Here is a 26,392-nt window from a genome sequence, read left to right as displayed (position 1 = left end):
GGAGGATGAATTCAGGAAGGGGAACGACTGGTGTGAGATCGAATGTGTGTGGTGCCGATCAGGCACACGACAGCGAGAATTTGAATGGTGACGACGGTGCCGATCAAGATCGGGATCGAGACTTCGTAGAGGAGTCCGGTCAAGGCCCCGCCCACGGCGGTGGCGACTCCGATGATCGCGGCGTAAAGACCGTAGGCGGTGGCACGGCGAGGTGGTGGGACGAGGTCGGCGACGACCGCGCGCAGCGTCGACTCCTGCACGCCGACGGCCGCTCCCCATACCAGCGCGCCGGCGATCACCGCGACCACGGAGTCGGTGAATGCCAGCACAGGCACGAGAGCGGCAAGGACGGGAAGACTACCGAGTACTTTCGCGCCGACCTTGTCGTATGCCCATCCTGTTACCAGTGCAGCGACAGCGTCGGCGCCCATCGCCGCGGCATACACGAGCGGGACGGCAGCCGCGGGCAGGATATTGCGAGCGACCAGATGGAAGGAGAGCACCCCGAAGGTGGCGAATCCGATCATCGTCGCGGCAGAGAACCCGGAATAGACCCAGAACGATTCGGGCAGAGACTGCCACCAGTGGGTTCGAGGGGCGTGGGCGAGATGATCGGGGTTGGTCTCCTCACCTGGCTCGGTGCGGTGGGGAATTTCGTAGAGCACCGGGTCGGGGACGCGGGCTCGCAACCACACCAGCATCGCGATTACTCCCACGCCCGGTAGCGCCAGAATCCCCAATGCAGGCCCGTAGTCTCCGCCGGTGATTGCCAGGACGAGAGCGACCACCAGCGGACCGATCAGCGCGCCGACTTGATCGAGTGCTTCGTGGACGGCGAAACCGCGACCGCGGCCGGTCGCAGCGGTGGCGTGGGAGAGGAGAGTGTCCTTTGCGGGGCTTCGGACGGCTTTGCCGACGCGTTCGGCGATGACCAATGCACATGCCACCCAGAGTGTTCCCGCGATGCCGAGCAACGGAACTGTCACCACGGTCAGGGCATAGCCGGAGATGGTCCATGTCCAGAATTTGCGGGTTCGGTCCGCTAGCGGACCTGAAACCAGTCGGAGCATCAGGGCTGCGGCTTCACCGATACCGGTGACGATGCCGACGACCAGGGCGGTGGCACCGAGTGAGGCGAGTAGCGGCCCGGTGATCGAACGGGCGCCCTCGTACACGAAGTCTGCGAGCAAGCTGACCGTGCCGAACGCGACGATGAATCGCCACGGTGTCAACGGTATGCGGGTAGCAGTGCTGGTTATTTCCTGCCCATCGGTCCGATCAGGCACTAGGTGTGTGTCCTTCCGTCATTCTCTGTCCTCGATGGCGGAGCAGCCATCACGGTGTGGCCGTCCATCCGGAGAACCGGGCCTGCGCCGGAATCATCAACAGCGGCCGGTGGCCTTTGTGGATCAGGTGCGCGGACACCGACTCACCGGACACCCGTTCCATCATCGAGACGAAGCCGCGCCGCGGAGTGCCGATGATGATCATCAGCGCGTCGTGACGCTCGGCGATCGAGATCAGTAGCCGCATCGGATCCTCGTGGGTGCAGTCGTACGACCAGTTCCCGGGCAGCGGTGCGAGCATCGCGCACGCCTCGCTACGTTCGGATTCGAGTCCGTCGGCGAGTTCCCTCTCGTAGTTGGGGGAATCTGGATCGATGGGGAGATCGTTCGGGTCGACACTGTGCGCCACGTGCACACCGGCATTGATGCGCAGCGCGAAGTCGACCGCGAACCGCAATGCCGAATGGGAGCCGGCATTGCGGTCGAAGCCGACCACCAGATGACACGCCGGCGCAGGCACTGCCGGTGGCCCGTCGATATGCAGCGGTTCGAGTGACCTCAAGTTCTCGGTGAACCGGTGACGTGCGTCTTTGCTCATCGTGTTCTCCTCACAGTCCCGCCAACGCGAGACCTGCGGCGCCGGCCGTCACGGTCAGGGCCAGAGTCCCGACCGCATTACCGAAAGCGGGCCAATAGCGTTGGCGTTGAATCAGCCGCACCGTTTCGAAACTTGCCGTGCTGAAGGTGGTGTACCCGCCGCAGAACCCGACTCCGACGATCAACTGCAGCTCGCGCGAGGCGCCGTGGAAGAGGACGGCTCCGGTGACCAGTCCCAGGATCAAGGAGCCGGTGATGTTGATGATCACTGTGGCCCAGGGGAATTCGGCACTACGCCGGGTTCGGATCGCCCCGTCGAGAACGAACCGGCTCACCGCGCCGGCGCTACCGGCGAGTGCAATCCACAGTGTGATCACCGCCCGTCCTCCTTGAGTTGGGTCTGGATCCGTGCCCCGGCCGCGATTCCGGCGGCGGTTGTGAGGAGACCGACCGCCACACTGGCCACCGCGTAGAGAACCGCGGACCACAGGTGGTGATCACGGAGAAGCAGATCGGTGTCCACGGCGAGGGTGCTGTAGGTGGTGAACGAGCCGAGCACACCGGTGCCGACACACAACCGCACCCGCCGGAGCCACCCGGCGTCTTCACCGAGGCGGGTGAGGGCTTCGAGCAACAATCCCAACAGCAGGGCGCCGGCGATGTTGATCGCGAACGTCGTCCACGGGAATTGTCCGGCCGAGGTGGGGAACGCGACGCCCAGTCCGTAGCGCAGCGGCGCGCCGAGCAGCCCACCTGCGGCGACGGCGGCGATGGCCGAGGGGCGCACATGCAGCGGCCCCGGCTCGCGGGGAACGGAATCGGGGTCGACCGGCAGCGTCGGTGCGGGATCGGTGGGGCGGGTCACAGGCACAGTCCTTCCACGGTGGGAAGGAGCCATCAGCCCCGGGAGTGGGGCGGTTCAGACAACCCTCCGGAGGGTGTGTCTAGGCGGAGATCCATCGCCTGTCATTGATGAATATATCCTGACTGGGCCGCGGCTGTCGCCTCCGGGACACTCGAGCCTCACGACCCCACTCCTCTCGTGAACGAATTCGTCGCCGGCGGGTGCCGGCTTCGGCTCGCTCCATTCCCCCATCGCGGCGTAACGTGAAATCCACGATCATGGCGGTGGGGCTCGCCATAACCGCATTTCGCACCCGACGGAGCGGAACGCCAACGGTCCCTGGTCCAGCACACAACGCTGGCCGGGACTCCTACCCACGAGGTGTCGGTAGCCGGTCAGCGGCAACCACATCCCGAGGGGGACCCGATGTCTGTCACATTCTCGACCATTCGCGCGGTGGAAATCCTGGATTCACGCGGAAATCCGACCCTATCGGTGACCGCGGAACTCTCCGATCGGACCGTCGTCTGCGCCGGTGTCCCCTCCGGAGCCTCGACCGGAACCCGGGAAGCGGTGGAACTGCGCGATCACGATCGCGCCCGCTTCCACGGCCGCGGAGTCTCGCGGGCGCTCGCCCACGTCAACGGCCCCATCGCAGATGCGCTGACCGGCAGAGTCTTCGAAACACTCGCCGACGTCGATCGTGTGATGATCCGACTCGACGGAACCGCCGACAAATCACATCTCGGTGCCAATGCCATCGTCGGTGTCTCCATCGCCGCGGCCCGCGCCTTCGCCGCCAGTGCGAAGCAACCGTTGTGGCGCGCGCTGACCCCGGACGGTGTGCAGCCGCGGCTACCGGTACCGCATTTCAACGTCGTCAACGGTGGCCGCCACGCCCCGAACGCCCTGCAGTTCCAAGAATTCATGATCGCCCCCCTCGGTGCCCCATCGATGGCCGATGCCGTGCGGGCCGGATCGGAAATTTATGCCGACCTCCGAAGCTCGCTCGAACACCGCAACCTCGCAACAGGTCTCGGCGACGAAGGCGGCTTCGCGCCCGAGGTGGCATGGCCGGAAGAAGTGCTCACCCTGCTCGTCGATGCGATCAAGAAGGCCGGCTACATCCCCGGGCTCGGCGACGTGGCGATCGCGTTGGATCCGGCGGCGAGCGAATTCCACACCCACGACTTCTACGAGGTTTCCGGGCAACACGTCACCAGCGCCGAGATGATCAGCCGGTACGAACGTCTGGTCGACGAATACCCCATCTGGAGCATCGAAGACGGATTGAGCGAAGGCGACCTCGACGGGTGGAAACACCTCACCACCACCCTCGGCGATCGGATCCAGATCGTCGGTGACGACAACTTCGTCACCAACCCGGCCATCATCACCGACGCCATCGCCGCCGGTGTGGGCAACGCGGCCCTGATCAAGGTCAACCAGATCGGCACCGTCACCGAAACCCTCGAGGCGCTGAAAATATGTCGAGACGCCGGATACGGGGCGATGATCTCGCACCGCTCCGGCGAAACCGACGACACCTTCATCGCCGACCTCGCCGTCGCATCCGGATGCGGCCAGATCAAATCCGGTGCGCCCGCCCGCGGGGAACGGGTCGCGAAGTACAACCGCCTCCTGCAGATCGCCGACGCCAACCCCCGCCTGCGCTACGGGCTACCGTCGTGACGGAGGCGTCTCGACCTGCCGACCCACCGAACTCCGAACCGACCGACAGTCGCTGGTTGACCCCGGGAGTGCTCGGGGTGGGTGGGGCGTCCCTGTTCAGCGACGCCAGCCACGAACTGGTCACCAGCCTGCTCCCGACGTTCCTCACCTCCACCCTGCATGCCGGCCCGGGGGCGCTCGGAGCGATCGACGGCACCGCGGACGCGTTGACCGGGCTCGCCAAGCTCGCTGGCGGCCCGTTGTCGAACGACCCTGCCCGCAGGTCCAGGCTGGCCGCCTCCGGCTATGTCGGCACTGCGATCGCCACCGCCGCGATCGGGCTGACCACCGCGGTGTGGCAGGTGGCGTTCCTGCGCTCGTTCGCGTGGATCTCACGAGGGGTGCGTTCACCCGCCCGCGACATGCTGCTGACCTCGCTCTCGCGTGACGACTCGTACGGGCGGGCATTCGGTGTCGAGCGTGCGGGCGATAATGCCGGGGCGATCATCGGGCCGTTGGCGGCATCGATCCTGGTCGCCGTCGTCGGTGTCCGGCATGCGATGGTCCTCTCGATCGTTCCGGGCATCCTCGCGGCGGTGGCGATCCTGATCGCCGCCCGCGAAGCCAAACGCTCCCTCGGTGAACCAGCCGGCCGGCGGACCCTCACACTGAACCTGCGGGAGCTGCGGGAAGTGGGGTTCGCCCGCACATTGACGCCGGTGGCAATGTTCGAACTCGGCAATCTCGCCACCACCCTGCTGATCCTGCGGGCGACGGATCTCCTGCAGAGCGGAGGTCGGGATCTCACTGCGGCCACCAGCCTGGCGATCCTGCTCTACGTCGCACACAACGCCGCCGCTACGGTGTGTTCGCTTGTCGCCGGGCAACTCTCGGACCGCATCGGCCCGCGGCTGGTGTTCGCGAGTAGCGCGCTCGTCTACGTGGCGGGGTATCTGGTGTTCGCTGTCGGTCCGCACGCGTGGCCACTGCTTCTGTTGGGGTTCGTTCTCGCAGGTCTCGGGATCGGCGCGGCCGAGACGGCCGAATCGACAGCGGTCGCGAAGACGTTGCCGGAGGGTCTGCGCGGCAACGGTTTCGGGGTTCTCGGCTTGGTGCAGGCGTTCGGTGACATGGGTTCGACGGTCATCGCCGGGATCTTGTGGTCGCTGATCTCGCCGATGGTGGCGTTCGGGTACGTGGCGGCGTGGATGTTCGCGTCGGTGCTCGCATCGCCGCTGCTGCAACCCCGTGACCGCCGCAACTGGACAACGGCATGACCGGGCGACGCTGCGCAGGTACTCGAATCATGCGCTGAGACAAGGACCGAGGGCCGCGTACACCAGCTATCGACGATCTGCCGCACCCCTGCGCGACAAGCGACTCCGAAAAGAGCGAACCACCGGCGGGCAGCGGTTCTCAGCAAATACACAGCGCCATCGGTGAAGACTGCGCACGGAGAGGCCGGTGACGGGCGGCTGGTGCACACAGTGGTGACGGCATCGCGTACCGGGATGGGCAATCGTGGACGATCCGCCACGGGAGTGGGCAGTCGAGTTCTCCGGCGGCCGATTCGCCGGACCGGGTGCTGCGACAAACCGGCGCAACCGACTGACGACGACAGACGAACGAGGACATGAACACACACAATCTTGCGCTCGACGGATCCGGAATCGACGGATCGTCGTATATCGACGTGACCGATTTCGCCCGAGACACACCGTGGCTCAACGAGCCGATGTATCTGTACACCAGCATCGGCATCGCCTTCTTCGGTGTGCTGATCATCGCTGCGTGGTGGAAAGCCCGGCGCGAAGACTCGGCGACCATGGCCGCCGTCGTGGCCGCACCCATCGCCGCGGTCGCCGCGTACCTGGTCAACGACGCGGTCAAAGGGGTGGTCGAGGAGCCGCGGCCCTGCAACTCCTATCCAACTGCGTTCATTCTCGAAAAGTGTCCACCTCTGGCGGACTATTCGTTTCCCAGTAACCACACCGTCGTCGCCGCCGCGGTCGCCGCCGCCCTGTTTTTCGTCAGCTGGCGATGGGGCACGGTGGCAGCGGTGGCCGCCGCCTTGATGGCCTTCTCTCGCGTCTACGTCGGTGCCCACTACCCCCACGACGTCATCGCCGGTCTTGTCGTGGGATTCGTCGTTGGTCTGGTCACCGCACTAGTACTGCGCAAGTATGTGACCGCACTCGTCGAAAAACTCTCGACCGGGCCGCTTCGTCCTCTACTTTCAGGGGCCACTGCGCCCGAACAACCGGAGCACAACGCAATCACCATCACGATGCAAGGTCGGCGTCGAGCAGTGGGCCCGACTAAACAGTGAACAACTCTTCGCCGACCCGGCTAAACCCAGGTAAGAGCACGCCACTCCCGTCGAGAATCGCATCTTTCGTGTCAGGTAGCAGTCAGATCAGAGACGAATGCTCGAGGCGCACTCCGAAGATTCGCTGGTAGAGGTCCTCGCCGAAACTGGTGGGCAACGGTGCGCCCGGGATGATCCGGAAGGTGCGCTCCCCGTCCGGTCTCCGTTCGGCGCGGAGGAAGAGAGTGGTGTCGCTGGCCTCGGTGTGGAGGCTGTCGGCGAGGTCGAACATGTGGGTCACGAAGAAGACGGTGGTTCCGGTGTCCACCAGCCCGTGAAGGATCGAACTCGCTATCTGCGAGCCTTCACGTTCGTTGGTGGAGGCGAAGGATTCGTTGCACAGCAACATCGCGTTCGTCGGCATCAGGTCGATAGTCCGGCTCATCCGGTGAAGTTCCTCGTCGAGTTTGCCGCGCTGCATGGCGGCGTCTTCTTCCCTCTTGAAATGGGTGTAGACGCCGGGGCGCGCAGTGGCCCGCATCGATTGTGCGGGCGCGAACAGTCCGGCTTGCATCATCAGTTGGGTAAGCCCGACGCTGCGCAGGAATCTCGACTTCCCACCCTGGTTGGCGCCCGTGATCATCACCAGTGTGTTCCCGTCGGCGGCGATGTCGTTGCCCACCACACGATCTTCGGCGGTCAGGCTCAGTGCCACGTCGTACATTCCGGTGCAGGTGAACACGGTTTCTCCGGGGCGCGTGGGTTCGGGGAAACAGATGGGTTCGTCGAGTGCGGCGAGGTGCCGGGCGAGATTCAGGGCGCCGATGTAGAAGCCGAGTTCTGTGCGCAGCATCCGAAAGAAGCTCAGGATGTGGTCGGCGGATTGGGCGAGGGCGTTAGCGACGAGGATTACCCCTTGTCCCTTCAGATCGCCCAGTGCCTGTGCGCCGGCGATATCGCGGTCGGCGATCTCGAAGCTGTAGGAGACCGGCTCCTGCATCGCGAAAATCCGTTCCCACCACCGCCGATGAGGCGGTTCGTGGAGAACGTATCTCTCACCTTTGTTGCCCTCGCCCAGGGTGGCACTGAGCAGCGCACCTTGAGGAAAGTGCAACTGCTCGAGTTGGTCCCGCGCGCTACGGAAGAAGGTGTCGTCGAGTTCACGGGCGAGCGTGGTGAACAGTGTCGTGAACCCCTCCGATGTGAACTCCGCGGAATGTTCGGCTCCGATGTTCTTGAGTCGGGCAAGCATGTCGAGGAACATCTCGAGTACCTCAATGGATCGGTGCAGGACCGGATCGGGGGAATGGATCAGCAGTGGATAGTACTGCTTGTGTTCGCGTTCGATCGCCTCGACGGCAAGCTGGTACATCTGCGTGACCACGGCGGGCTGCGCGAAGCAGTCGCGCAGTATCTGTTGCCGGTAGATGATGGCATCCGGGTCGGTCACTGTCGTCAGCAGCGCGGCGTCGGCCACACCGCGCAGGAAAGAATCACCTTCGGCCATTGCATCGAGCATGGTGTCGAGTTCGAGGTCTTTCCTCAGATCGGTGGCGTGAGAGGGTAGTTCGGTTCCGGCGGCGAAGTCGCGGCTGCGGTACATCAGGTGTGCTTTCATGATCGACGTTCCTTCACCTGCTGGTAGGTCAGGCGGTACTTTTCTGCGAGCGTGAGGGCATACGCCAGGCCGTCCGCGCGCTGGCGGACGAGGGTGAAGGTGCGATGCGCCGGATCGTCGGGGTCGACGGCGGCGACCATGCTGACGGTGGCCTCGTTCAGCCTCGACAACTCGTCGACGAACGTGACGTACACACCGAGCATGCCGCGGTCGATGATCCGGTTGAGCACGGCGCCGCCGAGAAGACGGGCGTCCTTGACGGTGGTGGAGGTGAAGGTTTCGTTCATGATGACGATGCTCTCGCTGGTGGCCTGGTCGAGAATGTCGTGAATCCGCTCGAGTTCGTCCTGGAGTTTGCCGCTGAGGTTGGTGATGACCTCCTCGCGTTCGAAATGTGTGAACAGGTGATCGTAGAGATGCAATCGGGCCCGGTGGCCAGGGACAAGGCAGCCCAGGCGGCCCAGGTAGTGCATTTGTCCGAAGGTGCGCGCGAAGGTGGTCTTGCCGCCCTGATTGGGTCCACTGACCACGATGACGCGTTCTCGGCCCGTCAGTGCGAAGTCGTTGCACACCACCGCTCGTTCGGGAACAAGGCGTTCGGCGAGCGCGATATCGAATGTGTCGAACGCGCTGACCTCATGGGACCGATCGGTGACGTGGGGGTAGCAGAACTGCAGGCCGGCGTGTTCGAACCGGTCGAGGTAGTCGAGATAGACGAGGTAGAACTGGATCTCGCGGTCGAAGTCGTCGATGACCCGGTCGAGGAATCCACGGTTGTGCTGACAGAACTGGTTCAGTTCTGCGAACTCGCGGGGATGTAGTCGGGCGAGAAGATCCAGTACGTGCGCTTCGACGTGGTTCAACCCCCACCCGGCGGTGTTGCGGAGATGGTGCTCACGCACCTCGCCTTGCTTGAACTTCTCGAATGTTCTCTCCACCTCAGTGCTGTAGTCCGATTCGCCGTCATATCTTCGGACCGTGATGCGGTCACCCTTGATGATCAGGCAGTACCGGATGCCCGACAGTGCCCGCTCGACATTGTCCAGATCACCTCGCAGCGTGGAGAACTCCGGGCCCTGGAGATAATCGGCGAGGTAGTCGCGGAATCTACGCAGACCCGACGATCGTAGGGACAGAACAGTGAGGTTGTCGGACAAGCGGGTAGTGGCCACGGCGAAAACGCGGACAGCCATGAGAAACCAGGCCTGCTGTTCGCGGGGGTAGTACCGCTTACGGGCACGGGCGAGGTGTGTGCGCATCTCGTGCATCCCGGCCGCGAACTCGTCGACCGCCGACCGCACCTCCTCCATCTGCACGTCGCGGAAGACCTCGTGTCGGTAGGTGATCGCCGCGGTATCGGTCAGGGCCGTGTGGAAGAACTGCTCGAGGTCGTACTCCTCGTGGCCGGCGACGATCGATGTCACGACCTGCTCGAGGTTCAGATCGCCGAAGAACTCGGGCGGATTCGTCTCGAGAGGTGGTGCGGTTGCGGGGTTTTCGAAGAGGATGCTGCGAAAACTCTCGGCTGTCATAGCTGCCGCGTCGTCGTCGGGTGCGTACGTGCGATGAATGGCGTCGACATTGTGCATTGGAAGGGGCGGTCGGACGTTCATCCGGATCTCCTCTCGGTCAGTCGACCGAGCTGTTAGATCCTCGTGATCAGTGCGGCCCCGGTCAGCATCGAATATCTGACCAGGAACCGTTGGCTCCACCCGTACGGATGCCGGATGAGCGCACATTGTGGCGAGTCCCACCGCCATGCAAGCTAACTATCAGAATACTCCGTGTCGATCCTGCCTGACCAGCATGCGGTCACCGAACCCGCGTCGAAGAACTCGAAATCCCGTGCCGTGCAGAAGAACAGCACATGTGAGCGCAGGATGCGCGGACGAGCCGACCCTGTCTGATTCCGAGGCACACGAGCAGGCGGACATCGGAAGTGAGGACTGCTATGGCGGCGGTTCGATCGCCGCGGCACCCCTCACGCGGTATACGACGGAAGGACACCGTCGGGAAGGTCCTCCGGCGTTGAAAACCCGGGAGCCGACGCCGCGGATTGCCCTCGACAACTCCACCGGTGACGACCGAGATCGGCGAGGTTCACCACGACCATGTTGTTGTCGATCGGATCATGGTTGCGGCCCAGACCGTCGATGAGCGTTCGATAACCTGTGCCGTGCAGCAGTGCCTGGTGACGGTGGTGGAAATGGCCGTGCCACAGGCGTGCCGGTTGCACGTGATCGACGATCTCCCGTAATCGTTGCCGATTGGCTTCCGACGCGGCCAATTCCCGTGGTGGGAAGCCGTACCGATCGCGCTGCATTCCGGGAACCGGAATTCCGGCCGGGCAGTCATGACAGAACATGACATCCGCGAGGCCACCGGTGATCGCCGCGTCCATCTCGCCGGTGTCGATCGTTTCCTGCGGCCACCACGACGTGCCCTCGATCCGTAAGAACCGATCGATGGAGTACGCGCCACCCATCGCCAGGCATGTCGTCGATCCCCACGACCACCGCAATCCACGGGGCAGATGCACGATCCGTTCTCGCAGGTACCGAAGACCGTCCGGTGCGACGGGACGCGCCAACAGCGCGTCGAACGCTTCATGATTGCCGTCCACGAAACCCAGGACCAGATCGAACTCGGTGAGAGCAGCGTCGAGTGCATCGAGGTAGGCGTCGGTGAAGCGATACCCGAAGTCGCCGAGATGGACTACCACGTTCGCATTGCGTTTGGCTGCATGTTCGATCGCCTCGACCGCATATCGAGTGTCGGCATGCCAGTCCCCTGCAATCGCAATACGGTTGGGAGAGTTGAGGAATCGTCCCGTCGTGGGCTGGTGAGCTGTGTACATAGCGGAACCTTCGGCCGTGATCTCTGCTGTTCGAAGAATGGTGAAGTTCCGAGCGGTCCTGCGCGTCGACGACGCCCCGAAAGGTGTCGACGATGCCGAGAATCGGCAGCCACACCGTCGCGGTATTTTCCGGTGCCTTCACCGATGCGATGCGGCAGAGCGGCCTACCTTTCCGAGCGATACGTCGCTCGATTCGAGGTAGGGACCGTTGGCGGCGCGAACACCGCATTTGGTGGTGGGCCCCACCACCACTGTTCCGGTCAACTTTACTCCCGCCGGCGTACGTTCCCATACTGCAGTGTGGACGAAACCGCCGAACTCGAAGGTGATGTAGACACGCCACCGTCGAATCGTCACCAAGCCAGGTGTGGTGTGCGGCACCATCTAACCGAGCGTGAAATTACCGATGTCTCCCCGACCTCGTCTCGGTTGTACCCGACGTTCTCGACGAGACCTCACTTACCCAACCCCACGAGTACAGGCAACGCATGTTGAACCGCCGCCCGGCAAGTTCGAAAACCTTGATGTGGCCCGGTGTCGAGATGTGGCGAGGATCGACGGAACTCGCTGCACCTTAAGGACGGCCTTGGCGCTTCTACGCGCCTCAGGTACTTTGAGCCGCACCGAATCCCGCCGGCTCAACCAAAATGATTCCTCCCAGGTCGATGCCGCGGAGAAACATCAGATTCAATGAGTCTGAACAACCACCGATCGGTAGGTCACCGGTGACCCACGCACCGTCCACCATCGGCCGACCACGCTGGCAAAAAAAGTTTGTGCCGACCTGTCACAGGCCGTGCTCACCCGAACCTCCTCTCTTACGAGAGCCAAAAATTCCGGCTCGCTGAGACGGAGGTACGAACGGTGAAGACCACAGCGGATCCGACAAGCACAGCCAATGCGAAGCAGAAACCGATGATCACCTCGGTCCTCGTGTTCGGTGTCACCGGTAGTTCGGCGCGGATTGTTGCAAGTCGCTCGTTCCCGAGCGGAGAAGCGCAGAAGGATGGGCCGGCGGCGACTCTCGTCCAACTCGGATCTTGCGTGCACTGCCTTCCTCTGCGGGAGGTGACTGCATGACCGCCTCGATGGAAAGGGGCGTTTCGCGCGCGATGGAACTGGCCTCCGCACGCCAGATCGCCGCACAGTCTCCGCCACTTGAAGCGCGCCCGCACCCCTGGCTGCGCAACGCCACCATCACTGCCGCCGGAGGAACAGTCTTCGCCAGTCTCGCCCCGATCGTCGATCAAAGTGTCTGGACAGTGCCGATCGCCGCAGTCAGCGGTGCAACCGCAATCGGTGTGGGGGCTCTGGGCTATCGCACGAAACTGCGTGACGTCGAGGTCGACCGTGCGATCGAACAGCTCAGCCCTCAACTAGGACTTGCCGCGCCAAGTCGGGAAACCATCAAAGCCAGCCGGTGGGACATGCGAGGGTGGCCTGGACGTCCCGGCCGCCTCGTGATCCGATACGCGTCGGCAAAATTGGCGCTCGACGAGCACTTCATCGCGCGTATCAACGAGGTGCTTTCCGGTCAGGCGTGGGGCGAGTACCAATTGCAGAAGCACGACGCGCGCCGCCGCCGGATCATCTTCGTTCCGACTCGCGCCAGCGACGAAAAAACTGTTGAGGAAGTCGCCAGCATCGCTCGTGCGAAGCGCACCGTTCTGACGTTGCTCGGGCCGACCTGCAAGATCACGAAAACGGAGTTCGATCCTGAAACGGGCGAGTTGCGTGCCTTGGAAGCCAGCCACGAAGTCGGAACGAAAATTGCTCCGTCTGGGTATCGCAACCGAATCGAGCGGACAGTCTCAGGATTGTTGCCAGGGCGCTGGCGTGCCAAGTGGGAACTGGAAAAGGACACTGTTCGATTCGAGGTCCGTCCGAATTTCAAGAAGAACGTGTGGCATCCCGCTCCCGTTCTTTCCGACGACAACCCCTTGATCAACTACGACAGCGTCAAGATCCCGTACGGCATCGACGAAGACGGTCACGTCATGTACTGGCGTCCAGCGGTTGACCCACACATGATGTTGGTCGGTTCCTCCGGAACGGGAAAGACAGTGACCGCTCACACTGTTCTCACCGAGGTCACGGCCAACGGCTGGATCGTGTGGGTCGTAGACGGCAAGGGAGTCGAATTCCTCGGTTTCCAGGACTGGCCGAACGTGCAGATCGTTGCGGCACAGATCGCTCATCAAGTCGCTGTCATCCATCGTGCATGGCAAGTCATGGAAGAGCGATACGCAGCGATCATTGCCGGAGAAGCTCAAGAAACCGACTTCGAACCGTTGGTGCTGTTCATCGACGAGTTCGCTGATTTCCGCGGCAACCTTCTCAACTGGTACTCGATGATCAAAGGCAAGGGCGATCCCACCAAGCCTCGTACATTGCAGGAAGTCGGATCAATCGCCCGTAAAGGTCGAACCTCCCGGGTACATATGGTTCTCGGCACCCAGCGCCCGGACGCCGAATATTTCGGTGGCGACATGCGTGACAACTTCCGGATGCGCGTCTCCATGGGCAGGCTCTCCCCACAAGGTGCGCAGATGATGTGGGAGTCGATGAGTATCGGCACTTCAATTCCACGGGGATGCCGCGGCCGCGCCACTACGGTCAACGACGCGAATGACGCAGTGGAGATCCAGACGTATCGCACACCGGATCCGCGCAAGGTGGGCCCGGGCGATGAAGGTTACGAGCTTTTCGAGGTACTTCGCCCCGCGGTGGCTCGCCATCCGCGCCTGCTGATTCTCGACCCCGAACCTGACGAGGTCGACATCGACAAAGGCGACTCGGAAGAAGTCGAACTGAGATTCCACAACTATGCGATGGCGCCGTGGGGCCGTGCAGAGGACCATCCCTACAGCGATCCAGTCGCGATGCGCGCTAAAGGAAGATCGCGCGATAGCGCCCGAGGCGCCACCCCTCTCGAAATTCTCGGAATCTACTCCACGCGGCTACCCCGCACCAAAGATCTCCTTGACGCTGCAGAGTCTGCCCACGCCCGGCCCGCACTCACTGTCGTTCCGGAGTTGCTTGCCGATGACGTTGTCGAGGATGACTGGGAAGGCTTCAGCGAACCCACCGCGAGCTCTCCAGGGGAGATCCAGGTAGGCGATTTGATCTGTGTGGACGAGGACACCGACCACTGGGCCGTGGTCGACAGTGACCCGGGCCCGGACGAATTCGACGAAGACCACTACGCCATCACCTGGCGCGGTGACGGCGACTCCGAAGGCGTTCTGTCGGTCCCAGGGGACGGCGAGGTCTCGCGGCGTCGAGCTCTCGAATTGTCCTGAACCACAACCAGTTCAATAGACAAGGACAATCCATGACGAACTCGAATTCTCGAAACACCTTGTCGGACTCGGATATTTTCCTGTTGCTGTGTCTGACACCATTCGCCGTCCCGCTGGTCATCGCACTTGTGCCTGGGTGGTGGGGAAGTTCGCTGACCTGGCTAGTCGAGCGGAAAATCCTTGTCGCCGCGTCGGAGTCGCCACTCTTGACGTTTCCTGGCCAGATCGGTGGTCTCGACTTACCTCGCCTCGTTATCTGTGGGGCGGTCTTGATCGCTGCATCGGTGTGCGGATTCAGCGCACTTCGGGCGCTCCATGAGCGACGGATCGATCGCCGGCTCGCGTCTGGGGATCGGTTGTGATCGGCCGCATCGCATCGGTCAACCTGGACGACGAGGTCGACGCTGCGGTATCGTCCGAATCGCTAGCTGGGACACGGACTGACCATCCGTGCACACACAACCGAAAAGAGAATCCAATGTCCTTGGATAACGCTGTTTCGCGCATGCCTTCTGCACCGTGCACACTGACTTCGCTGACCGACGAAGACGACGGGCTGTTTCCGCTGCCGGCTTCCACCGCTAGAGTGGAGAGCAGGCCGGCTTACCGGTCCTCGGAGCCGGAGTCTGTGAGAACGGGTTGGTCCCCTGACTCCAGATCCCGGTTGGACGACGTTTCACGTCGCTCCTCCTCCGGCGGCGGGACGTTTAGGACAACCTCCCGCCGCCTGAGGTCCACCACGGTTTTCAATTCCGACACGGTTTTCAACTCCGACGGATCGCGCCGGCATCTGGAAGTTCTTGAAGAAGCCGGACTGACTCGACGCATGATCGCGCACTCGGCGAAGGTCAGTCTCAAGGCGCTTTCTACGATCAGTTCGCAAACACAAAAGTCGATCGATGCGTCCGTCGCGCAACGAGTGCTTGCCGTGACGTTTCACCCTTCTGACGATCGAAAGAGGACTCCGGGTGTTGGTGCGCAACGACGCATCCGTGCGCTGGTCGCGATGGGGTTCCCGTTCAGTGATCTGGCGCAGCGCCTGGGTGTTTCGCAGGCAGTACTGGAATCCTTGCCGGAGAAGGGCTTGATTCGTGTTGCGTTGTGGGAGTCGATCGATCGTCTCTACGACGAGCTTTCGATGACCTCGGAAGCTCCGAATCCCGCAGTTCGAGATTGGGCGCGCGATGTTCAGGGCTGGGCGCCTCCGTTGGCGTGGGATGACGATGAGATCGACGACTATCGAGCTCGCCCGCACCGTCCCCGAGGTCTCAAATCGCTCGATCCTGTTGCCGTCGAACGTCGCCTGAATGGGGAGCGCTCCATCAATCTCACCCTCGCAGATCAGGAGGCGATTGTGAAGGTGGCGCTGTCGCAAAAGTGGCCCGTCGCGCGACTGGCCGACGTCCTCAGCTGCGACGAGCGAGCAGCCAACACGCGACTGGTCCGTTATCGTGCTCGAATGAGAACGAAGAGTGCCGCTCATGGGGAGAGTGTTTCGGATGTTGCGTAGCGCTGCGCGACCACAGTTGTTCACCATGCGAGTTCTTGTCTCTCTTCTCGTTGTCCTCTTTGCATCGGGAGTTGTGACACTTTTTGATAACACTGCTGAGGCACTCCACGCCCAAAATCGTGTGGTTTCTGGCGCACTTGCCGTGGGAATTACTCTGATCTGCGCCGTGATGGCGTCGCGCGGTTTGCGAACCGCTGTCACTGTCTGGTGCAGAGATGCGGACATCCCCTTCGAAGTGACCAGCGCAGCTACTCACATTGCCTCTATCTTCACGGCCGTTTTCTGGCTTCTGGCAACCGAATTCGCGAACATGGGAGCAGCGTTGCCTGCCGTCCTGGCACTGTCGACTATTGCTGTGTGGTGTGCGGTCGTTGATCAAGCAACGATGCGAATTCCGACTTCCGCCGCCTACACGGCAGCGACACTGACGCTTTTGCTGATTGTCGTTGCAGGGCTGTTTGATTCAGATGCGTCAGCGATCCTTCGTGCGGTCGCGGGCGGTTTCGCGACAGCGCTGATGTACCTGCTTGTCGCGTGGGCCACGAGGGGAGGGGTGGGATTGGGTGACGTCAGGTTAAGCCTGAGTCTAGGATTTGTGCTCGGATATCAGGGTTGGCCGAGCGTAGTTGCCGGGCTGATTTGGCCGGTAATCGTCTTGTTCCCAGTGGTGATCGGCACGATCATTCATAGGCGCATAACTCGATCAACCGAGACAGCCCGAGAAATTGCCGCCGGCCCGGGTCTTGTCGCGGGTTGTGCGCTAGCCCTCGCCCTGAACGGTTGAATGGAACCGGAACTCGTCTGGTAATCGCAAGATCCATACTCACATCATCCTCTGAACCGCCAGTGTTCAGAGGATCTTTTTCTGCTGTCTTCGCAGGTTAACGGCTATATCTCACAAATGACGTGTCCAAAGTGTATTGGGTCGTCGTTATGGTCCGAACCAACAAACTGATCGGGGAGGGCACTGTGAAAATCTCAGGTACATCCAAGGCAATGGCATGGGTTGCAGGAGCGGCTGTCGCGGCAGGTGTTGCACTGGCCACCTATCCGGACGCAGCTCCTGCTGTACCTCCTCAAGTCCCGAGCGCAGAGGTTCTACAGAGCGCGGTGAAAGTCGCGGGCCTAATCGAGAGCTCGTCGGCCGTGGACCAGGTTCCGAACATTTCGGGTTACCAGAGGGGTTGTGGGAAGGGAGAGGCCCCGTTGACTGAACTAAATGCCGAATGGTGCAGGTCTGAAGGGGTGGGGTCGATGTGGGTCGGTAGCTTGCGGACATGAGCGAAGGGGAAAGTTCGAGAGATCTGTCGGGGCTTGTGGTGGCCCGAGTGGGTCGGTTGATAGCGACAGGTCAGGCGGCGGAGCCTTACGTCTTGCAGGGCAGCGACGGTGAACGAGTGGAGTCCGTCGAGGTGTTCTTCCGGGAGCTGATCGCTTCCGGGAGGTCGGTGGCGACGGTGCGTTCGTACGGTATGGATCTGCTCAGATGGTGGCGGTTCCTTCACGCTGTGGACGTGGCGTGGGATCGTGCCGATCGGGTCGATGCCCGCGATTTCAGTTGTTGGATCCAGTTGACGGCGAAGGCACGACAAGGATCAGTGGTGCCGGCCAGCGCCGAGGCGGCTGCTACTGCTGCGGCATCGCCGAATCCTGTCACCGGCAAACCGGCTCTGGGGGCCGGGTACTCGCCGGCGACAGTGGCGCACAGTGAGACGGTGCTGCGAAGTTTCTACGATTTTCATCGGGACGCGGGGACTGGCCCGCTTCTGAATCCGTTCCCTCTCGATCTCTCTCGCCGGTCGAGATGGGCTCATGCGCACCACAATCCGATGGATCATTGGGCACCTGAGCGTGTGGGGCGCTACCGGCCTCGGGTCTCGCAGCGGATTCCCCGAGCGATTCCCGAGGATCTGTTCGATAAGTTGTTCGCGGCGTTGTCGTCGGATCGGGACCGGGCGTTGGTGGCGTTCTGGATTTCATCGGGGGTGCGAGCGTCGGAGCTGTTGGGAGTCCGCGAGTGCGATGTCGACCCGGGGCAGCAGTTGATTACTGTGGTGCGCAAGGGAACACGTGCGGTGGAGCAGGTACCCGCGTCGGCGGACGCGTTCGTCTGGTTGCGGTTGTATCAGGAGCAGTTGCGGGGCGAGGTGCCACTCGGACGGATGCAACCGTTGTGGTGGACACTGCGAAGGCCTCGCCGCCCGTTGAATTACCATGCGGCGCATCGGATGTTCGAGCGTGCGAATGCTACCCTCGGTTCGGATTGGACTCTGCACGACTTACGTCACAGTGCAGCGAGGCGGATGGCCAACGACCCGCACTTGTCCTTGGTGGAGGTCAAAGAGGTGTTGGGGCACGCCCATTTGTCGACGACCGAAATTTATCTGACACCCGATAAGGACGAGGTGATCGCCAGCGTCCTGGCCCACCACGCTCGTACTGCTGATCAGCGGGAACATCCGCGGGCTCCGTCGCCGCCTCCTGCTCCTGGATACGATCCGGCAGCGTTGAGCGTGCTGTTCGGGAGGCCGTTGTGAGCACTGCCGTCAAGCACATGACCCGCCCGGAACGCTTCGAGGTCACACCGGTGCCGCATTCGAGGATTCGCCAACTGCACAAACAGTTTCCACCACGCGAAGGTGAACTCTGGTGGCCGCACACCGCTGCCTCTGCTGAGGAGGTCGAGGCCCGACTGAACTGCTCGGTGCTTGCTGAGGCTGCGGTCACCACCCGAGCCGGACGGCACCGGGGCGTGATCAAGATACTGACCTGGTTGGCTTCGGTGCCAGGCGATACCTGGCAAGCCCGGTGGCTCGCCAGCGGCGCCGAGAACATCCGCGGGTCTCGTTACGGCGCGACAACCTCCTGGGCCGATCTCCCGGTGGAATGGATTGCCGGACACGGGCGCCCTGTCAGACATGATCGCAACGACCTGGCTGCAGGACTGCTGATGTTGCTGTGCCTGGACGTGATCCGGCCGCAGTTGCCGTGGATGCTCTCCCGGGCGCACCCGTTTCTCGCGCCGATGATGGCAAAGCTGCGAGATCCGGACGGATTCGCGCGGTTGGACGAGCTTGCTGCCACTCAGCCGGATACCTCGCGAGACGATGCACGAATCGCAGCGACCAGAATCGCGACCCTGCTGGTATCCAAAGGCGGGACGGTCGCGGAGATCACTGTCGGCGATTGCGTGGAGCTGATCGAAACGATGGCGCAGGTGCACTCCCGCCGCGGTCAGAAGAAGATCGATTTCTACCTGCGACTACGTGCGATGGGCATCTTTCCCGAGGATGCACCACACAGCATCCGTGCGTTCGGCGCTCCGGTCGGACAGTTGACGATCGAACAACTCGTCGACCGCTACCCGATCGAGAACCAACCGATCCGAGCTTTGCTCATCGACTATCTGCGCGAGCGTCAACCCGCGCTGGACTACACCAGTCTCAACTCTCGTGCCCGAGGACTCGCCGGGCTGTTCTGGAGCCGCGTCGAGACACTCGCCCCCGGTATCGACACCCTGGCGCTGCCGCCTGACGTTGCCCGAGCATGGAAGGACGACCTGAGATCGATCACACGCACCGCCGTCGACGCGGCGGGACGAAAGCACGAAACAACTTCGCCCCGAAAGAATTACAAAGACAATCTGTTGCAAGTGCGTGCGTTCTATCTCGACCTCGCGCACTGGGCCGTCGAAGATCCGGCACGCTGGGCGCAGTGGGTGGCGCCCTGCCCGATCAGCGACGCCGAGGTCAAAAGAGGCAAGGAACTCAAACACCGTAAAGCGCGGATGGATCAGCGCACTCGCGAGCGATTGCCTGTCCTGTCGCAGTTGGTTCGGTCCGCAGCTGACCGCCGCGCGGCCGCAGCGGCTCTACTTGTTGCGGCGCAGAACACCGAACCAGGTGAGGTGATCGCGGGAACCGACGGAGAACTGCGACGATCCTTGATCCGTCGGGGAACTGGCCGCGTCGTATGGGCCGACAATACTGTTACCGGTGTTCGCCGCGATCTCACCTACGAGGACGAGGAAGCATTCTGGGCATTCGCCACTATCGAAGTGTTGCGGCTCAGCGGTATCCGTCATGAAGAGCTCCTCGAGCTCAGTCACCACAGCATCACCGAATATCGACTACCTAGTACCGGTGAACTGGTTCCGCTGCTGCAGATAGCTCCATCGAAGACCGATACCGAGCGGCTGATCTTGGTCAGTCCCGAGCTTGCGGAAGTCCTCAGTGCGGTAGTTCAGCGTTCGCGGCAACCCAACGGATCGATACCGCTCGTGGCTGCCTACGATACGCAGGAGAAGCTGTGGAATCCGCCGATGCCGCTGCTCTTTCAGCGGGGAATCGGAAACGAACGCCGAGCGATCCCACCGAGTTTCGTCCGCAAGCTCCTCATCAATGCGCTCACCGTGGCAGCTCTCACCGATGCCAGTGGCGATCCGTTGATGTTTCAGCCCCACGACTTCCGGCGAATATTCGTCACCGACGCGATCATGAACGGCCTGCCACCCCATATCGCACAGGTTATTTGCGGGCACAAGACAATTGACACGACGATGGGCTACAAGGCCGTCTACCCCTCGGAAACGATCGAAGCGCATCGAGCGTTCATCGCGCGTCGTCGTTCGATGAGACCCAGTGAGGAATACCGGACACCGACCGACGAGGAATGGGATGCGTTCTTGTCTCATTTCGAGAAGCGGAAAGTATCGGTCGGGACCTGCGCACGGTCGTTCGGCACACCCTGCATCCATGAGCATGCTTGCGTCAGATGCTCACTCCTGCGGCCGGATCCAACGCAGCGAGGCAGGCTCGAAGAAATCCGAGACAACCTCGAAGCCCGCATCATCGAAGCCAAACAGGAAGGCTGGCTGGGTGAAGTCGAAGGACTGCAGGTCAGCTACACCGGAGTCAGGGACAAGATCGCACAGGTCGATGCCACGATGAAACGAGGATCGGCAACAACTGACCTCGGAATGCCTGGATTCGGATCGATCTCGGGAAGGACTTCCACATGATTACCAAGCTTGAATTCTTGTTCAGAGAATCCTGCAGTTTCGGGCCTGCGTGGACCGACGACTACGACGGACCAGGCGGCCACGATGGTTGCGATTCACGCAACAATGTTCTGGCACAACAACTAACTGCCATAGAGACGAAGCCCGGTACGCGGAACTGTGTCGTCATAGCGGGAACGCTTCAGGATTCTTACACCGGTACGACCATCGAGTTCGAGAAGGCCAACGCATCGGCGGTTCAGATCGACCACGTCTTATCAGCAGCTTTGTCAAGGAGTCTTCCTCTTTCTGCTGGTCACTATGTCGATGTCATGCCGCTGATTGCTGTGGTGGCAGTGTGATGGGCCAGCGCGTGAGCGGGGTCGCGGGGGTGGCTGCGGCGTCCGTTGTCGCTGTGTCTGGTTGCTCGGTCCTTCCGGCTGTTGGCGGGGCGGTGTTCGCTGCTCCGGTGTCCGGAACTTCTGCGCCGGGTGCGCAGGTTGGCGAGGTGCTGTCCGCGTTGGAGCAGCTTGCGGTGAAGGGGCGTGCGCCGAAGACGGGGTATGCGCGCAGCGAGTTCGGGGTCGCGTGGACTGATACGAACACCGTTATGTGGGGCGGGAACTCGCTGAGCACCCGCGAGGACATACTCTCCCGTGACCTCGTGGACATCACGTGCAAAGACCGCTCAGGTGTGGCCGCGCCGCCGTGCGTGGTGCAGTCGGGAGTCCTTCACGATCCGTATACCGGGACCACGGTGAATTTCGTTCGCGGGGAGACGACTTCGCCGCTCGTCCCGATCGAGCATGTTGTCGCTCTTGGTGATTCGTGGCAGAAGGGCGCGCAGCAGTTGTCTGCCGCTGAGCGGGTCGATCTGGCGAATGATCCGCTCAATCTCATCGCGACCACGCAGGCTCCGAACTCGGCGAAGAGTGATTCGGATGCTGCATCGTGGCTGCCGCCGAACAAGGCGTTCCGTTGTACCTATGTGGCCCGTCAGGTCGCGGTCAAACTCCGATATCGACTGTGGGTGACCAAGGCGGAGAAAGACACGATCGCCGCCGTCCTGTCGACGTGTCCCGGCCAGGCGCTTCCCTCCAATGTCGAGGCGGCGGATCGTGTTTCGTGAACGAGCAGCGAAATCGCTTACCCTCAGGGCGCTAGCGGGGGTCGGCGAGTCGTCGCCGCAGCGCGAGGTTCTCGCCGTGGGCGACCGCGAGCGCCTTGCGCAGCTCGCCGAGCTCTTCGGCGTGCCGGCGTTTGAGTTCCTTGAGCTGCGAGGACAGTGCTCTGACCGCGGACGATGCGGACTGCTGTTCGCGTTCGGTCATCTGTTCCGGAGTTGTTCGGTGGTGCGGGCGCCTGGTGCGGAGGTCGTTGATCTTTGTGCGCAGGTCGGGCTGGTTGTAGAGGAAGTCGGTGGAGACCGTGGCGCGGCGAGCGACGGCCGCGAAGGTGACCGGCTCGCCTGCATTGCTGAGTGCCAGCAGCGCCGCTTCCGCGCGCGCTCGGGTCTCGGTGTGGCGCGCTCGCGCTGCGGCGGTGAGGTGTTCGGGCACGGGCTTGTTCTCCTTGCACTAGGTGGTGGTTCCGGGGCCGCGAACGGCCTTGTCGGCGGCGGAGACATCGTTGATCGAGAGCAGGATCCGGTTGAGCGAGTCGACCTCGATTTGGCGGCCTTGCAGCCAGATGTTCGTCTCGTCCATCGGGGCGCCGTACTTCGCGGTGAACACTGCTTGCCGGTGTTCGATCAGGGTTTCCGTGTCGGTGAGCTGGGTCCGCAACTGCGGGGCGTGAGTGGAGTCGGTGACGAACTTCGAGCAGGACAGGCAGGCGTTTCCCTTATCGCACAATTGTTTCGGTGGGAGCGTGCACCAGCCGTTGGGCAGGATGCGGTCAGCTCGCTTATCGAGCTGGATCAGATCGTAGAGGTCGGAGCTGTCGATCGAGGCGGTGCGGCCGTCGCGGGTGACTTTCTTGTATCGGAGGAATTCCTCCTCCATGGTCTGCGCAGAGGTCACGGCGTAGTGCAAGGTCATGTCCGGGGAGACGTGCCCGAAGTAGCGCATCACGACGTGCAGCGGCACCCCGGCGTTGATCAGGTTGGTCGCGGCGGTGTGCCGGAAGCGGTGTGTCTTGGAGACCGCGACCTGGCGGCCGACGGAGTCGCTGATGTTGAGCAGGCTGGTGAGCCTGCTGAACCGCAGATGCATTGTCGGAAGCGGGTAGGGCTTGTCGCCCAGTCGGTTTCGGCTCGCGCAGAGGAACAGGTATTTCGGCGTTACGTCAGGGTTTCCGAAGTGCGCCATCATGTCTCGGGCGTGCTTTTGCTGGGCTCGGATGATCGTGACGATCTCCTCGTCCACGGGGATCGTGGGTGCGAGGTTCGATTCGATCTTGGTCTGTTGATACCGCATCCGGGCGACGAAGCCCGCGCTGTCAGGATCACCGTCTGCGCGATTGTGCAGGATCGGTTCGAGCGGGTCGAAGTCCATCATCAGCACCTCGTTGGCGCGACGTCCGGTGCGCAGCAGAAGCATCAGGATGTGGAAGGCTTGCAGGTCGCCGAGCCCTCCATCCGTCACAGGCTGTGCAAGCAAGCCGCTGCCCTCGGCGATCTGCTGCAGGACACTGTCTTCGAGGACCATGTCGCGTGCCTTGACGTTGGTCAGGCGGGGCTTGTCCTCGGGTCGGAACAGCACGCAGTGCTCGGGTCTCAGAGAGGCCCAGGCGCTGATGCCGAGCTCGGTGGCGGCCTCATCCCGGTGGTCATACATGAACTGGTAGAACTGCTCGATCGCGGTCATGATCTGGCGACGTGGGTTCGTCGCCAGCGGCTTGCCCGCGCGCACCCCGGACTCGATGCGGTGCGCGAGGAGCATGTCGCAGAACCCGCGGATGAAGCCCCGGAGTCGGTGCGGGTCGGTAGTCAGGCACGGGCCCTGATCGGCGGTGGTGTCGATGTAGCGTTGCAACCATTTCAGAGCATCCAGGCGCGATTTGATCGTGCTCCACGAGTACCGTTCCGTGGTCAGGCCCGCCGAGAGCCAGTACTTCGCTCCCTCGCGCAACCAGCGACTGGTCAGGTTGGTGAAATGCATTGTCGTGCGACCTTGCGGTTCGTGATCGCGTTGGGGCACCCTCGGGTCGAGGCTGGGATTCCAGACATTCAACTCCCACCACGGGCCACGATGATAGGCATATCCGAGCACGGCGGCCATGTGCCCGAGGCGGTAGGTGCCGCCTTTGAACGCAGACTCGCCGATCTTCGCGCCGCGCATCTGAGCTTTCCGTGCGGATCGCACCCACTCGTCAGGCGAACGGTGCAGCAGCGATTGCGCCGACCGGCACTCGTCGTCGTGATGCATCGCGGCGCGCAACAGGATGAAGACGGCATTCGTCTCGATGACGCGGACGAAGTGACCCAGCTCGATACGCCGATGAATGATCCAGGCGATTTCCCAGGTCATCGGCTCCGGCAAACCGCGGAAGTTCAGGTAGCAGGAGGTCCAGCCCCCACCGACGGTGACTTCGCGGATCGCCGGTCGGTAGTGTGCCGGCATCGTCTTCTTGTCGAAGTGATCGCTGCGGCATTCTTCGGGCAGAGAGTCCCAGAGCCTGCGGGCGATGGTGAGGTCGAACATGTCCGCTAGTGCCAAGCCCGGATCGATCTGGTGCAATCTCTTGGGGCTGCGCGACCAGGACGTGGCTGCGGGACCTGTTGCTGGGCTAAGCATTCGGGTACTCCCATCCGGCGACGTATTCGCGCCAGTTCGCTACCGACGCCAGCTCGGCGTCCTCGGTGACATGGCCGTAGATGTTCATCGTGGTCTGCACGCTCGCGTGGCCGAGGCGGCGACTGACGGTGTGGACGGGACTCCCCGCCAGCAACAGCGCGGTGGCGTGAGTGTGCCGAAACCAGTGCGGTGTCATCAGGTTCGGGAGACCGACGTCGCGATGCTTGAGCGAGCGCAGGTGCGCATAGACCGACTCGGTGCGCAGCGGCGCGAACAGCGGGTCCCGCATCACGTTGCAGAAGATGTAGCTGCTGTCCCAATCACCGAGGGCCACATCGGCGCCTCGGTCGCACAGCCACCACACGTAGTCGGCGTAGAGCCGGTCGAGCCGCGACCCGATGTGGACCTCGCGCTCCCCGGACTTGGCGGACAGGCCGTGCGGGTGCACCCTGCTCACGATCGCGACCCGGGCGCTCTTGCCGCCGATCCCGGTGATCCAGTCGCGGTGCTGCAACGAGAGAGCTTCACCGATCCGCATACCCGATTCCGCCAGGACTGCCCACAGGAACCGATATCGCAGGTCACCTCGCCACTCCTCGAATGTTGGGTCGTAGCTGGCCTCGGCATCTTGGAGGACGTCGATCGTGGTCGGCGTCAGAACCGGGATGGCCTTGCGGGAGGCGCGGATTCGGATAGCGGCGCGCTTTTGCGGCGCTCGCCTGGCCACGTGCTCGAGGAACGAGAGGTAGCGTCCCGATCGGACCTGGGCTTGCGTCCACAGGAACGGCGCAGCGTCTGTTCCGCTGTCGGCCTGGTAGCGGTAGAAACTCATCACCGCGCGCATGCGGAGATTCACCGTGCTGTCGCTGAGCGCTGGTCGAGGGCGGAGTTCGCGGATCGGATAGTCCAGCTCGCCGTAGCGAAGTGCCGAGATGAAGTCGCCGAAGTCGTGCAGCTTCACCGCATCCCACGACGTACCGGTCACTTCCAGGGACGACCACCACTGCGCCAGGCTCTGTGCGTAGGCCCGGATCGTGTTCGGCCGGAAGTCGACTTGCCGCCCGTACTCGAGGTACGCCTCGACCGGCTCGACGAGACCGAACGATCTGTCGATCACCGTCCAGGTCGTTGCACCGTCGCTGAGAGTGACACGTTGCGCTGTAGCCATCAGCCCGCTCCCGTTCGTCTGAAGTCGAAGCTACGCCCGGCGCTGCCTGATTCGATGCACCCGAATGGAGCGTGTCGGCGGTGTCATCGGCGTGCCTCGCTGCCTGCAGATAACACCGTCGCCCACATATCCAGAATCCGTGGAAGGAGACCCAGGATGATGTCAACGGCACTACCTACTTGCTACGGATTACACGTGTATCCCCTTGCCCGAGCATGGAAAATGGGCGCTTCGACTTGGACGGTCGACAAACGAATCCAGTTTGCCAACGACATCGATCGCAACCTGATGGCCGTGGACGGACCGACCAACGGGAAGAAATCCGACAAAGGACTCGATGAATGGATGCCCCCCAATACGGCGTACGGATGCGAGTATGCGGCACGCTATTTGACAGTCGCCCGCGACTACGCGTTGAGCGTCACCACCGGTGACCTCCACAGCGCTTCACTTGCGTGCGGTCTAGATCCGGAAATAACCAAGGAGAAATGACAG

The 26,392-nt window shown here is 62.5% G+C and carries 24 protein-coding genes and 1 riboswitch; of the genes, 13 read left to right on the top strand and 11 right to left on the bottom strand.

Annotated features, from left to right (window positions below; translation table 11 throughout):
• Positions 1-11: 11 nt before the first annotated feature.
• From M0639_RS34125 to M0639_RS34110, 4 genes are all read right to left on the bottom strand, one after another.
• A complete protein-coding gene (locus M0639_RS34125) occupies positions 12-1,286 on the bottom strand; it encodes an MFS transporter (RefSeq protein ID WP_371736607.1) in 1,275 nt (424 codons plus the stop codon).
• A gap of 49 nt (positions 1,287-1,335) precedes the next feature.
• Positions 1,336-1,884 carry a universal stress protein gene (locus tag M0639_RS34120; protein WP_064074696.1) on the bottom strand — a complete coding sequence of 183 codons (549 nt, stop codon included), beginning with the start codon at positions 1,882-1,884 and terminating at the stop codon, positions 1,336-1,338.
• 10 nt (positions 1,885-1,894) lie between these two features.
• Positions 1,895-2,260: a fluoride efflux transporter CrcB gene (crcB, locus tag M0639_RS34115; RefSeq protein ID WP_064074695.1), complete on the bottom strand. Its 366-nt coding sequence runs from the start codon at positions 2,258-2,260 to the stop codon at positions 1,895-1,897.
• Positions 2,257-2,781, bottom strand: a complete 525-nt coding sequence (locus tag M0639_RS34110; RefSeq protein ID WP_064074694.1) for a FluC/FEX family fluoride channel — start codon at positions 2,779-2,781, stop codon at positions 2,257-2,259. Before M0639_RS34110 ends, crcB begins: the two co-directional genes overlap by 4 nt.
• Positions 2,765-2,856: riboswitch (Fluoride riboswitch) on the bottom strand. It overlaps the preceding gene by 17 nt.
• A gap of 297 nt (positions 2,857-3,153) precedes the next feature.
• Here M0639_RS34110 and eno point away from each other — a divergent pair.
• The 3 genes from eno (at position 3,154) to M0639_RS34095 (ending at position 6,727) form a co-directional block, all read left to right on the top strand.
• A complete protein-coding gene (gene eno, locus M0639_RS34105) occupies positions 3,154-4,419 on the top strand; it encodes a phosphopyruvate hydratase (protein WP_064074693.1) in 1,266 nt (421 codons plus the stop codon).
• Positions 4,416-5,675, top strand: coding sequence for an MFS transporter (locus M0639_RS34100; protein WP_064074692.1), 1,260 nt, complete (start codon positions 4,416-4,418; stop codon positions 5,673-5,675). The genes eno and M0639_RS34100 overlap by 4 nt, the downstream gene beginning before the upstream one ends.
• A gap of 356 nt (positions 5,676-6,031) precedes the next feature.
• Complete coding sequence (locus M0639_RS34095) at positions 6,032-6,727, top strand: phosphatase PAP2 family protein (protein WP_064074691.1); 696 nt, start codon at positions 6,032-6,034, stop codon at positions 6,725-6,727.
• Positions 6,728-6,809: 82 nt separating this feature from the next.
• Here the strand turns inward: M0639_RS34095 and M0639_RS34090 are convergent, their stop codons facing one another.
• From M0639_RS34090 to M0639_RS34075, 4 genes are all read right to left on the bottom strand, one after another.
• Positions 6,810-8,324 carry a MutS-related protein gene (locus tag M0639_RS34090; RefSeq protein WP_064074690.1) on the bottom strand — a complete coding sequence of 505 codons (1,515 nt, stop codon included), beginning with the start codon at positions 8,322-8,324 and terminating at the stop codon, positions 6,810-6,812.
• Positions 8,321-9,937: a MutS-related protein gene (locus M0639_RS34085; RefSeq protein WP_197486185.1), complete on the bottom strand. Its 1,617-nt coding sequence runs from the start codon at positions 9,935-9,937 to the stop codon at positions 8,321-8,323. Before M0639_RS34085 ends, M0639_RS34090 begins: the two co-directional genes overlap by 4 nt.
• Before the next feature lie 368 nt (positions 9,938-10,305).
• Positions 10,306-11,181 carry a metallophosphoesterase family protein gene (locus M0639_RS34080; protein ID WP_064074689.1) on the bottom strand — a complete coding sequence of 292 codons (876 nt, stop codon included), beginning with the start codon at positions 11,179-11,181 and terminating at the stop codon, positions 10,306-10,308.
• 138 nt (positions 11,182-11,319) lie between these two features.
• Positions 11,320-11,565, bottom strand: coding sequence for a hypothetical protein (locus M0639_RS34075; protein ID WP_064074688.1), 246 nt, complete (start codon positions 11,563-11,565; stop codon positions 11,320-11,322).
• Between the two features lie 480 nt (positions 11,566-12,045).
• Here M0639_RS34075 and M0639_RS34070 point away from each other — a divergent pair, with 480 nt between their 5' ends.
• The 9 genes from M0639_RS34070 to M0639_RS34030 all read left to right on the top strand — a co-directional run bounded on the left by M0639_RS34070 (position 12,046) and on the right by M0639_RS34030 (position 22,121).
• Positions 12,046-12,261, top strand: a complete 216-nt coding sequence (locus M0639_RS34070; protein WP_042445464.1) for a hypothetical protein — start codon at positions 12,046-12,048, stop codon at positions 12,259-12,261.
• Complete coding sequence (locus M0639_RS34065; protein WP_082893218.1) at positions 12,258-14,483, top strand: FtsK/SpoIIIE domain-containing protein; 2,226 nt, start codon at positions 12,258-12,260, stop codon at positions 14,481-14,483. Before M0639_RS34070 ends, M0639_RS34065 begins: the two co-directional genes overlap by 4 nt.
• Before the next feature lie 32 nt (positions 14,484-14,515).
• Positions 14,516-14,845: a hypothetical protein gene (locus tag M0639_RS34060; protein ID WP_030537893.1), complete on the top strand. Its 330-nt coding sequence runs from the start codon at positions 14,516-14,518 to the stop codon at positions 14,843-14,845.
• Positions 14,846-15,309: 464 nt separating this feature from the next.
• Positions 15,310-15,993, top strand: a complete 684-nt coding sequence (locus M0639_RS34055) for a hypothetical protein (RefSeq protein ID WP_064074685.1) — start codon at positions 15,310-15,312, stop codon at positions 15,991-15,993.
• 25 nt (positions 15,994-16,018) lie between these two features.
• A complete protein-coding gene (locus tag M0639_RS34050) occupies positions 16,019-16,777 on the top strand; it encodes a prepilin peptidase (RefSeq protein ID WP_197486184.1) in 759 nt (252 codons plus the stop codon).
• Between the two features lie 493 nt (positions 16,778-17,270).
• Positions 17,271-18,530, top strand: coding sequence for a tyrosine-type recombinase/integrase (locus M0639_RS34045; RefSeq protein ID WP_064074683.1), 1,260 nt, complete (start codon positions 17,271-17,273; stop codon positions 18,528-18,530).
• Positions 18,527-21,013, top strand: coding sequence for a site-specific integrase (locus tag M0639_RS34040; protein ID WP_011133408.1), 2,487 nt, complete (start codon positions 18,527-18,529; stop codon positions 21,011-21,013). Before M0639_RS34045 ends, M0639_RS34040 begins: the two co-directional genes overlap by 4 nt.
• Positions 21,010-21,354, top strand: coding sequence for a hypothetical protein (locus tag M0639_RS34035; protein WP_209448998.1), 345 nt, complete (start codon positions 21,010-21,012; stop codon positions 21,352-21,354). Before M0639_RS34040 ends, M0639_RS34035 begins: the two co-directional genes overlap by 4 nt.
• Positions 21,354-22,121, top strand: a complete 768-nt coding sequence (locus M0639_RS34030) for an HNH endonuclease family protein (RefSeq protein ID WP_064075497.1) — start codon at positions 21,354-21,356, stop codon at positions 22,119-22,121. The genes M0639_RS34035 and M0639_RS34030 overlap by 1 nt, the downstream gene beginning before the upstream one ends.
• Before the next feature lie 31 nt (positions 22,122-22,152).
• On the opposite strand, the gene M0639_RS34025 is transcribed toward M0639_RS34030, so the two are convergent.
• The 3 genes from M0639_RS34025 to M0639_RS34015 are packed head-to-tail and all read right to left on the bottom strand — an operon-like array spanning position 22,153 to position 25,897.
• A complete protein-coding gene (locus M0639_RS34025) occupies positions 22,153-22,551 on the bottom strand; it encodes a DUF6262 family protein (protein WP_064075496.1) in 399 nt (132 codons plus the stop codon).
• An 18-nt stretch (positions 22,552-22,569) separates the two neighbouring features.
• Positions 22,570-24,729: a tyrosine-type recombinase/integrase gene (locus tag M0639_RS34020; protein WP_082893310.1), complete on the bottom strand. Its 2,160-nt coding sequence runs from the start codon at positions 24,727-24,729 to the stop codon at positions 22,570-22,572.
• Positions 24,722-25,897, bottom strand: a complete 1,176-nt coding sequence (locus M0639_RS34015; protein ID WP_064075494.1) for a tyrosine-type recombinase/integrase — start codon at positions 25,895-25,897, stop codon at positions 24,722-24,724. Before M0639_RS34015 ends, M0639_RS34020 begins: the two co-directional genes overlap by 8 nt.
• A 54-nt stretch (positions 25,898-25,951) precedes the next feature.
• On the opposite strand from M0639_RS34015, the gene M0639_RS34010 reads away from it, so the two are divergent.
• Entirely contained in the window at positions 25,952-26,389 is a 438-nt protein-coding gene (locus M0639_RS34010; RefSeq protein WP_082893309.1) for an HNH endonuclease family protein, read from the top strand.
• Positions 26,390-26,392 lie beyond the last annotated feature (3 nt).

It is taken from the genome of Rhodococcus qingshengii JCM 15477 (assembly GCF_023221595.1).
GTDB lineage: Bacteria > Actinomycetota > Actinomycetes > Mycobacteriales > Mycobacteriaceae > Rhodococcus_F > Rhodococcus_F qingshengii.
The sequence above is the reverse complement of the archived record's forward strand: the minus strand, read 5'-3'. Positions and strand labels throughout refer to the sequence as shown.

What these genes read in the sequence shown, in the direction of transcription:
- M0639_RS34080 (WP_064074689.1), bottom strand. Translation starts at nt 11,181, where the DNA reads ATGTACACAGCTCACCAGCCCACGACGGGACGATTCCTCAACTCTCCC.
- eno (WP_064074693.1), top strand. Translation starts at nt 3,154, where the DNA reads ATGTCTGTCACATTCTCGACCATTCGCGCGGTGGAAATCCTGGATTCA.
- M0639_RS34050 (WP_197486184.1), top strand. Translation starts at nt 16,019, where the DNA reads ATGCGAGTTCTTGTCTCTCTTCTCGTTGTCCTCTTTGCATCGGGAGTT.
- M0639_RS34065 (WP_082893218.1), top strand. Translation starts at nt 12,258, where the DNA reads ATGACCGCCTCGATGGAAAGGGGCGTTTCGCGCGCGATGGAACTGGCC.
- M0639_RS34020 (WP_082893310.1), bottom strand. Translation starts at nt 24,729, where the DNA reads ATGCTTAGCCCAGCAACAGGTCCCGCAGCCACGTCCTGGTCGCGCAGC.
- M0639_RS34095 (WP_064074691.1), top strand. Translation starts at nt 6,032, where the DNA reads ATGAACACACACAATCTTGCGCTCGACGGATCCGGAATCGACGGATCG.
- M0639_RS34085 (WP_197486185.1), bottom strand. Translation starts at nt 9,937, where the DNA reads ATGAACGTCCGACCGCCCCTTCCAATGCACAATGTCGACGCCATTCAT.
- M0639_RS34075 (WP_064074688.1), bottom strand. Translation starts at nt 11,565, where the DNA reads ATGGTGCCGCACACCACACCTGGCTTGGTGACGATTCGACGGTGGCGT.
- M0639_RS34055 (WP_064074685.1), top strand. Translation starts at nt 15,310, where the DNA reads ATGATCGCGCACTCGGCGAAGGTCAGTCTCAAGGCGCTTTCTACGATC.
- M0639_RS34035 (WP_209448998.1), top strand. Translation starts at nt 21,010, where the DNA reads ATGATTACCAAGCTTGAATTCTTGTTCAGAGAATCCTGCAGTTTCGGG.
- M0639_RS34010 (WP_082893309.1), top strand. Translation starts at nt 25,952, where the DNA reads ATGCACCCGAATGGAGCGTGTCGGCGGTGTCATCGGCGTGCCTCGCTG.
- M0639_RS34045 (WP_064074683.1), top strand. Translation starts at nt 17,271, where the DNA reads ATGAGCGAAGGGGAAAGTTCGAGAGATCTGTCGGGGCTTGTGGTGGCC.
- M0639_RS34015 (WP_064075494.1), bottom strand. Translation starts at nt 25,897, where the DNA reads ATGGCTACAGCGCAACGTGTCACTCTCAGCGACGGTGCAACGACCTGG.
- M0639_RS34060 (WP_030537893.1), top strand. Translation starts at nt 14,516, where the DNA reads ATGACGAACTCGAATTCTCGAAACACCTTGTCGGACTCGGATATTTTC.
- M0639_RS34110 (WP_064074694.1), bottom strand. Translation starts at nt 2,781, where the DNA reads ATGGCTCCTTCCCACCGTGGAAGGACTGTGCCTGTGACCCGCCCCACC.
- M0639_RS34120 (WP_064074696.1), bottom strand. Translation starts at nt 1,884, where the DNA reads ATGAGCAAAGACGCACGTCACCGGTTCACCGAGAACTTGAGGTCACTC.
- M0639_RS34030 (WP_064075497.1), top strand. Translation starts at nt 21,354, where the DNA reads ATGGGCCAGCGCGTGAGCGGGGTCGCGGGGGTGGCTGCGGCGTCCGTT.
- M0639_RS34090 (WP_064074690.1), bottom strand. Translation starts at nt 8,324, where the DNA reads ATGAAAGCACACCTGATGTACCGCAGCCGCGACTTCGCCGCCGGAACC.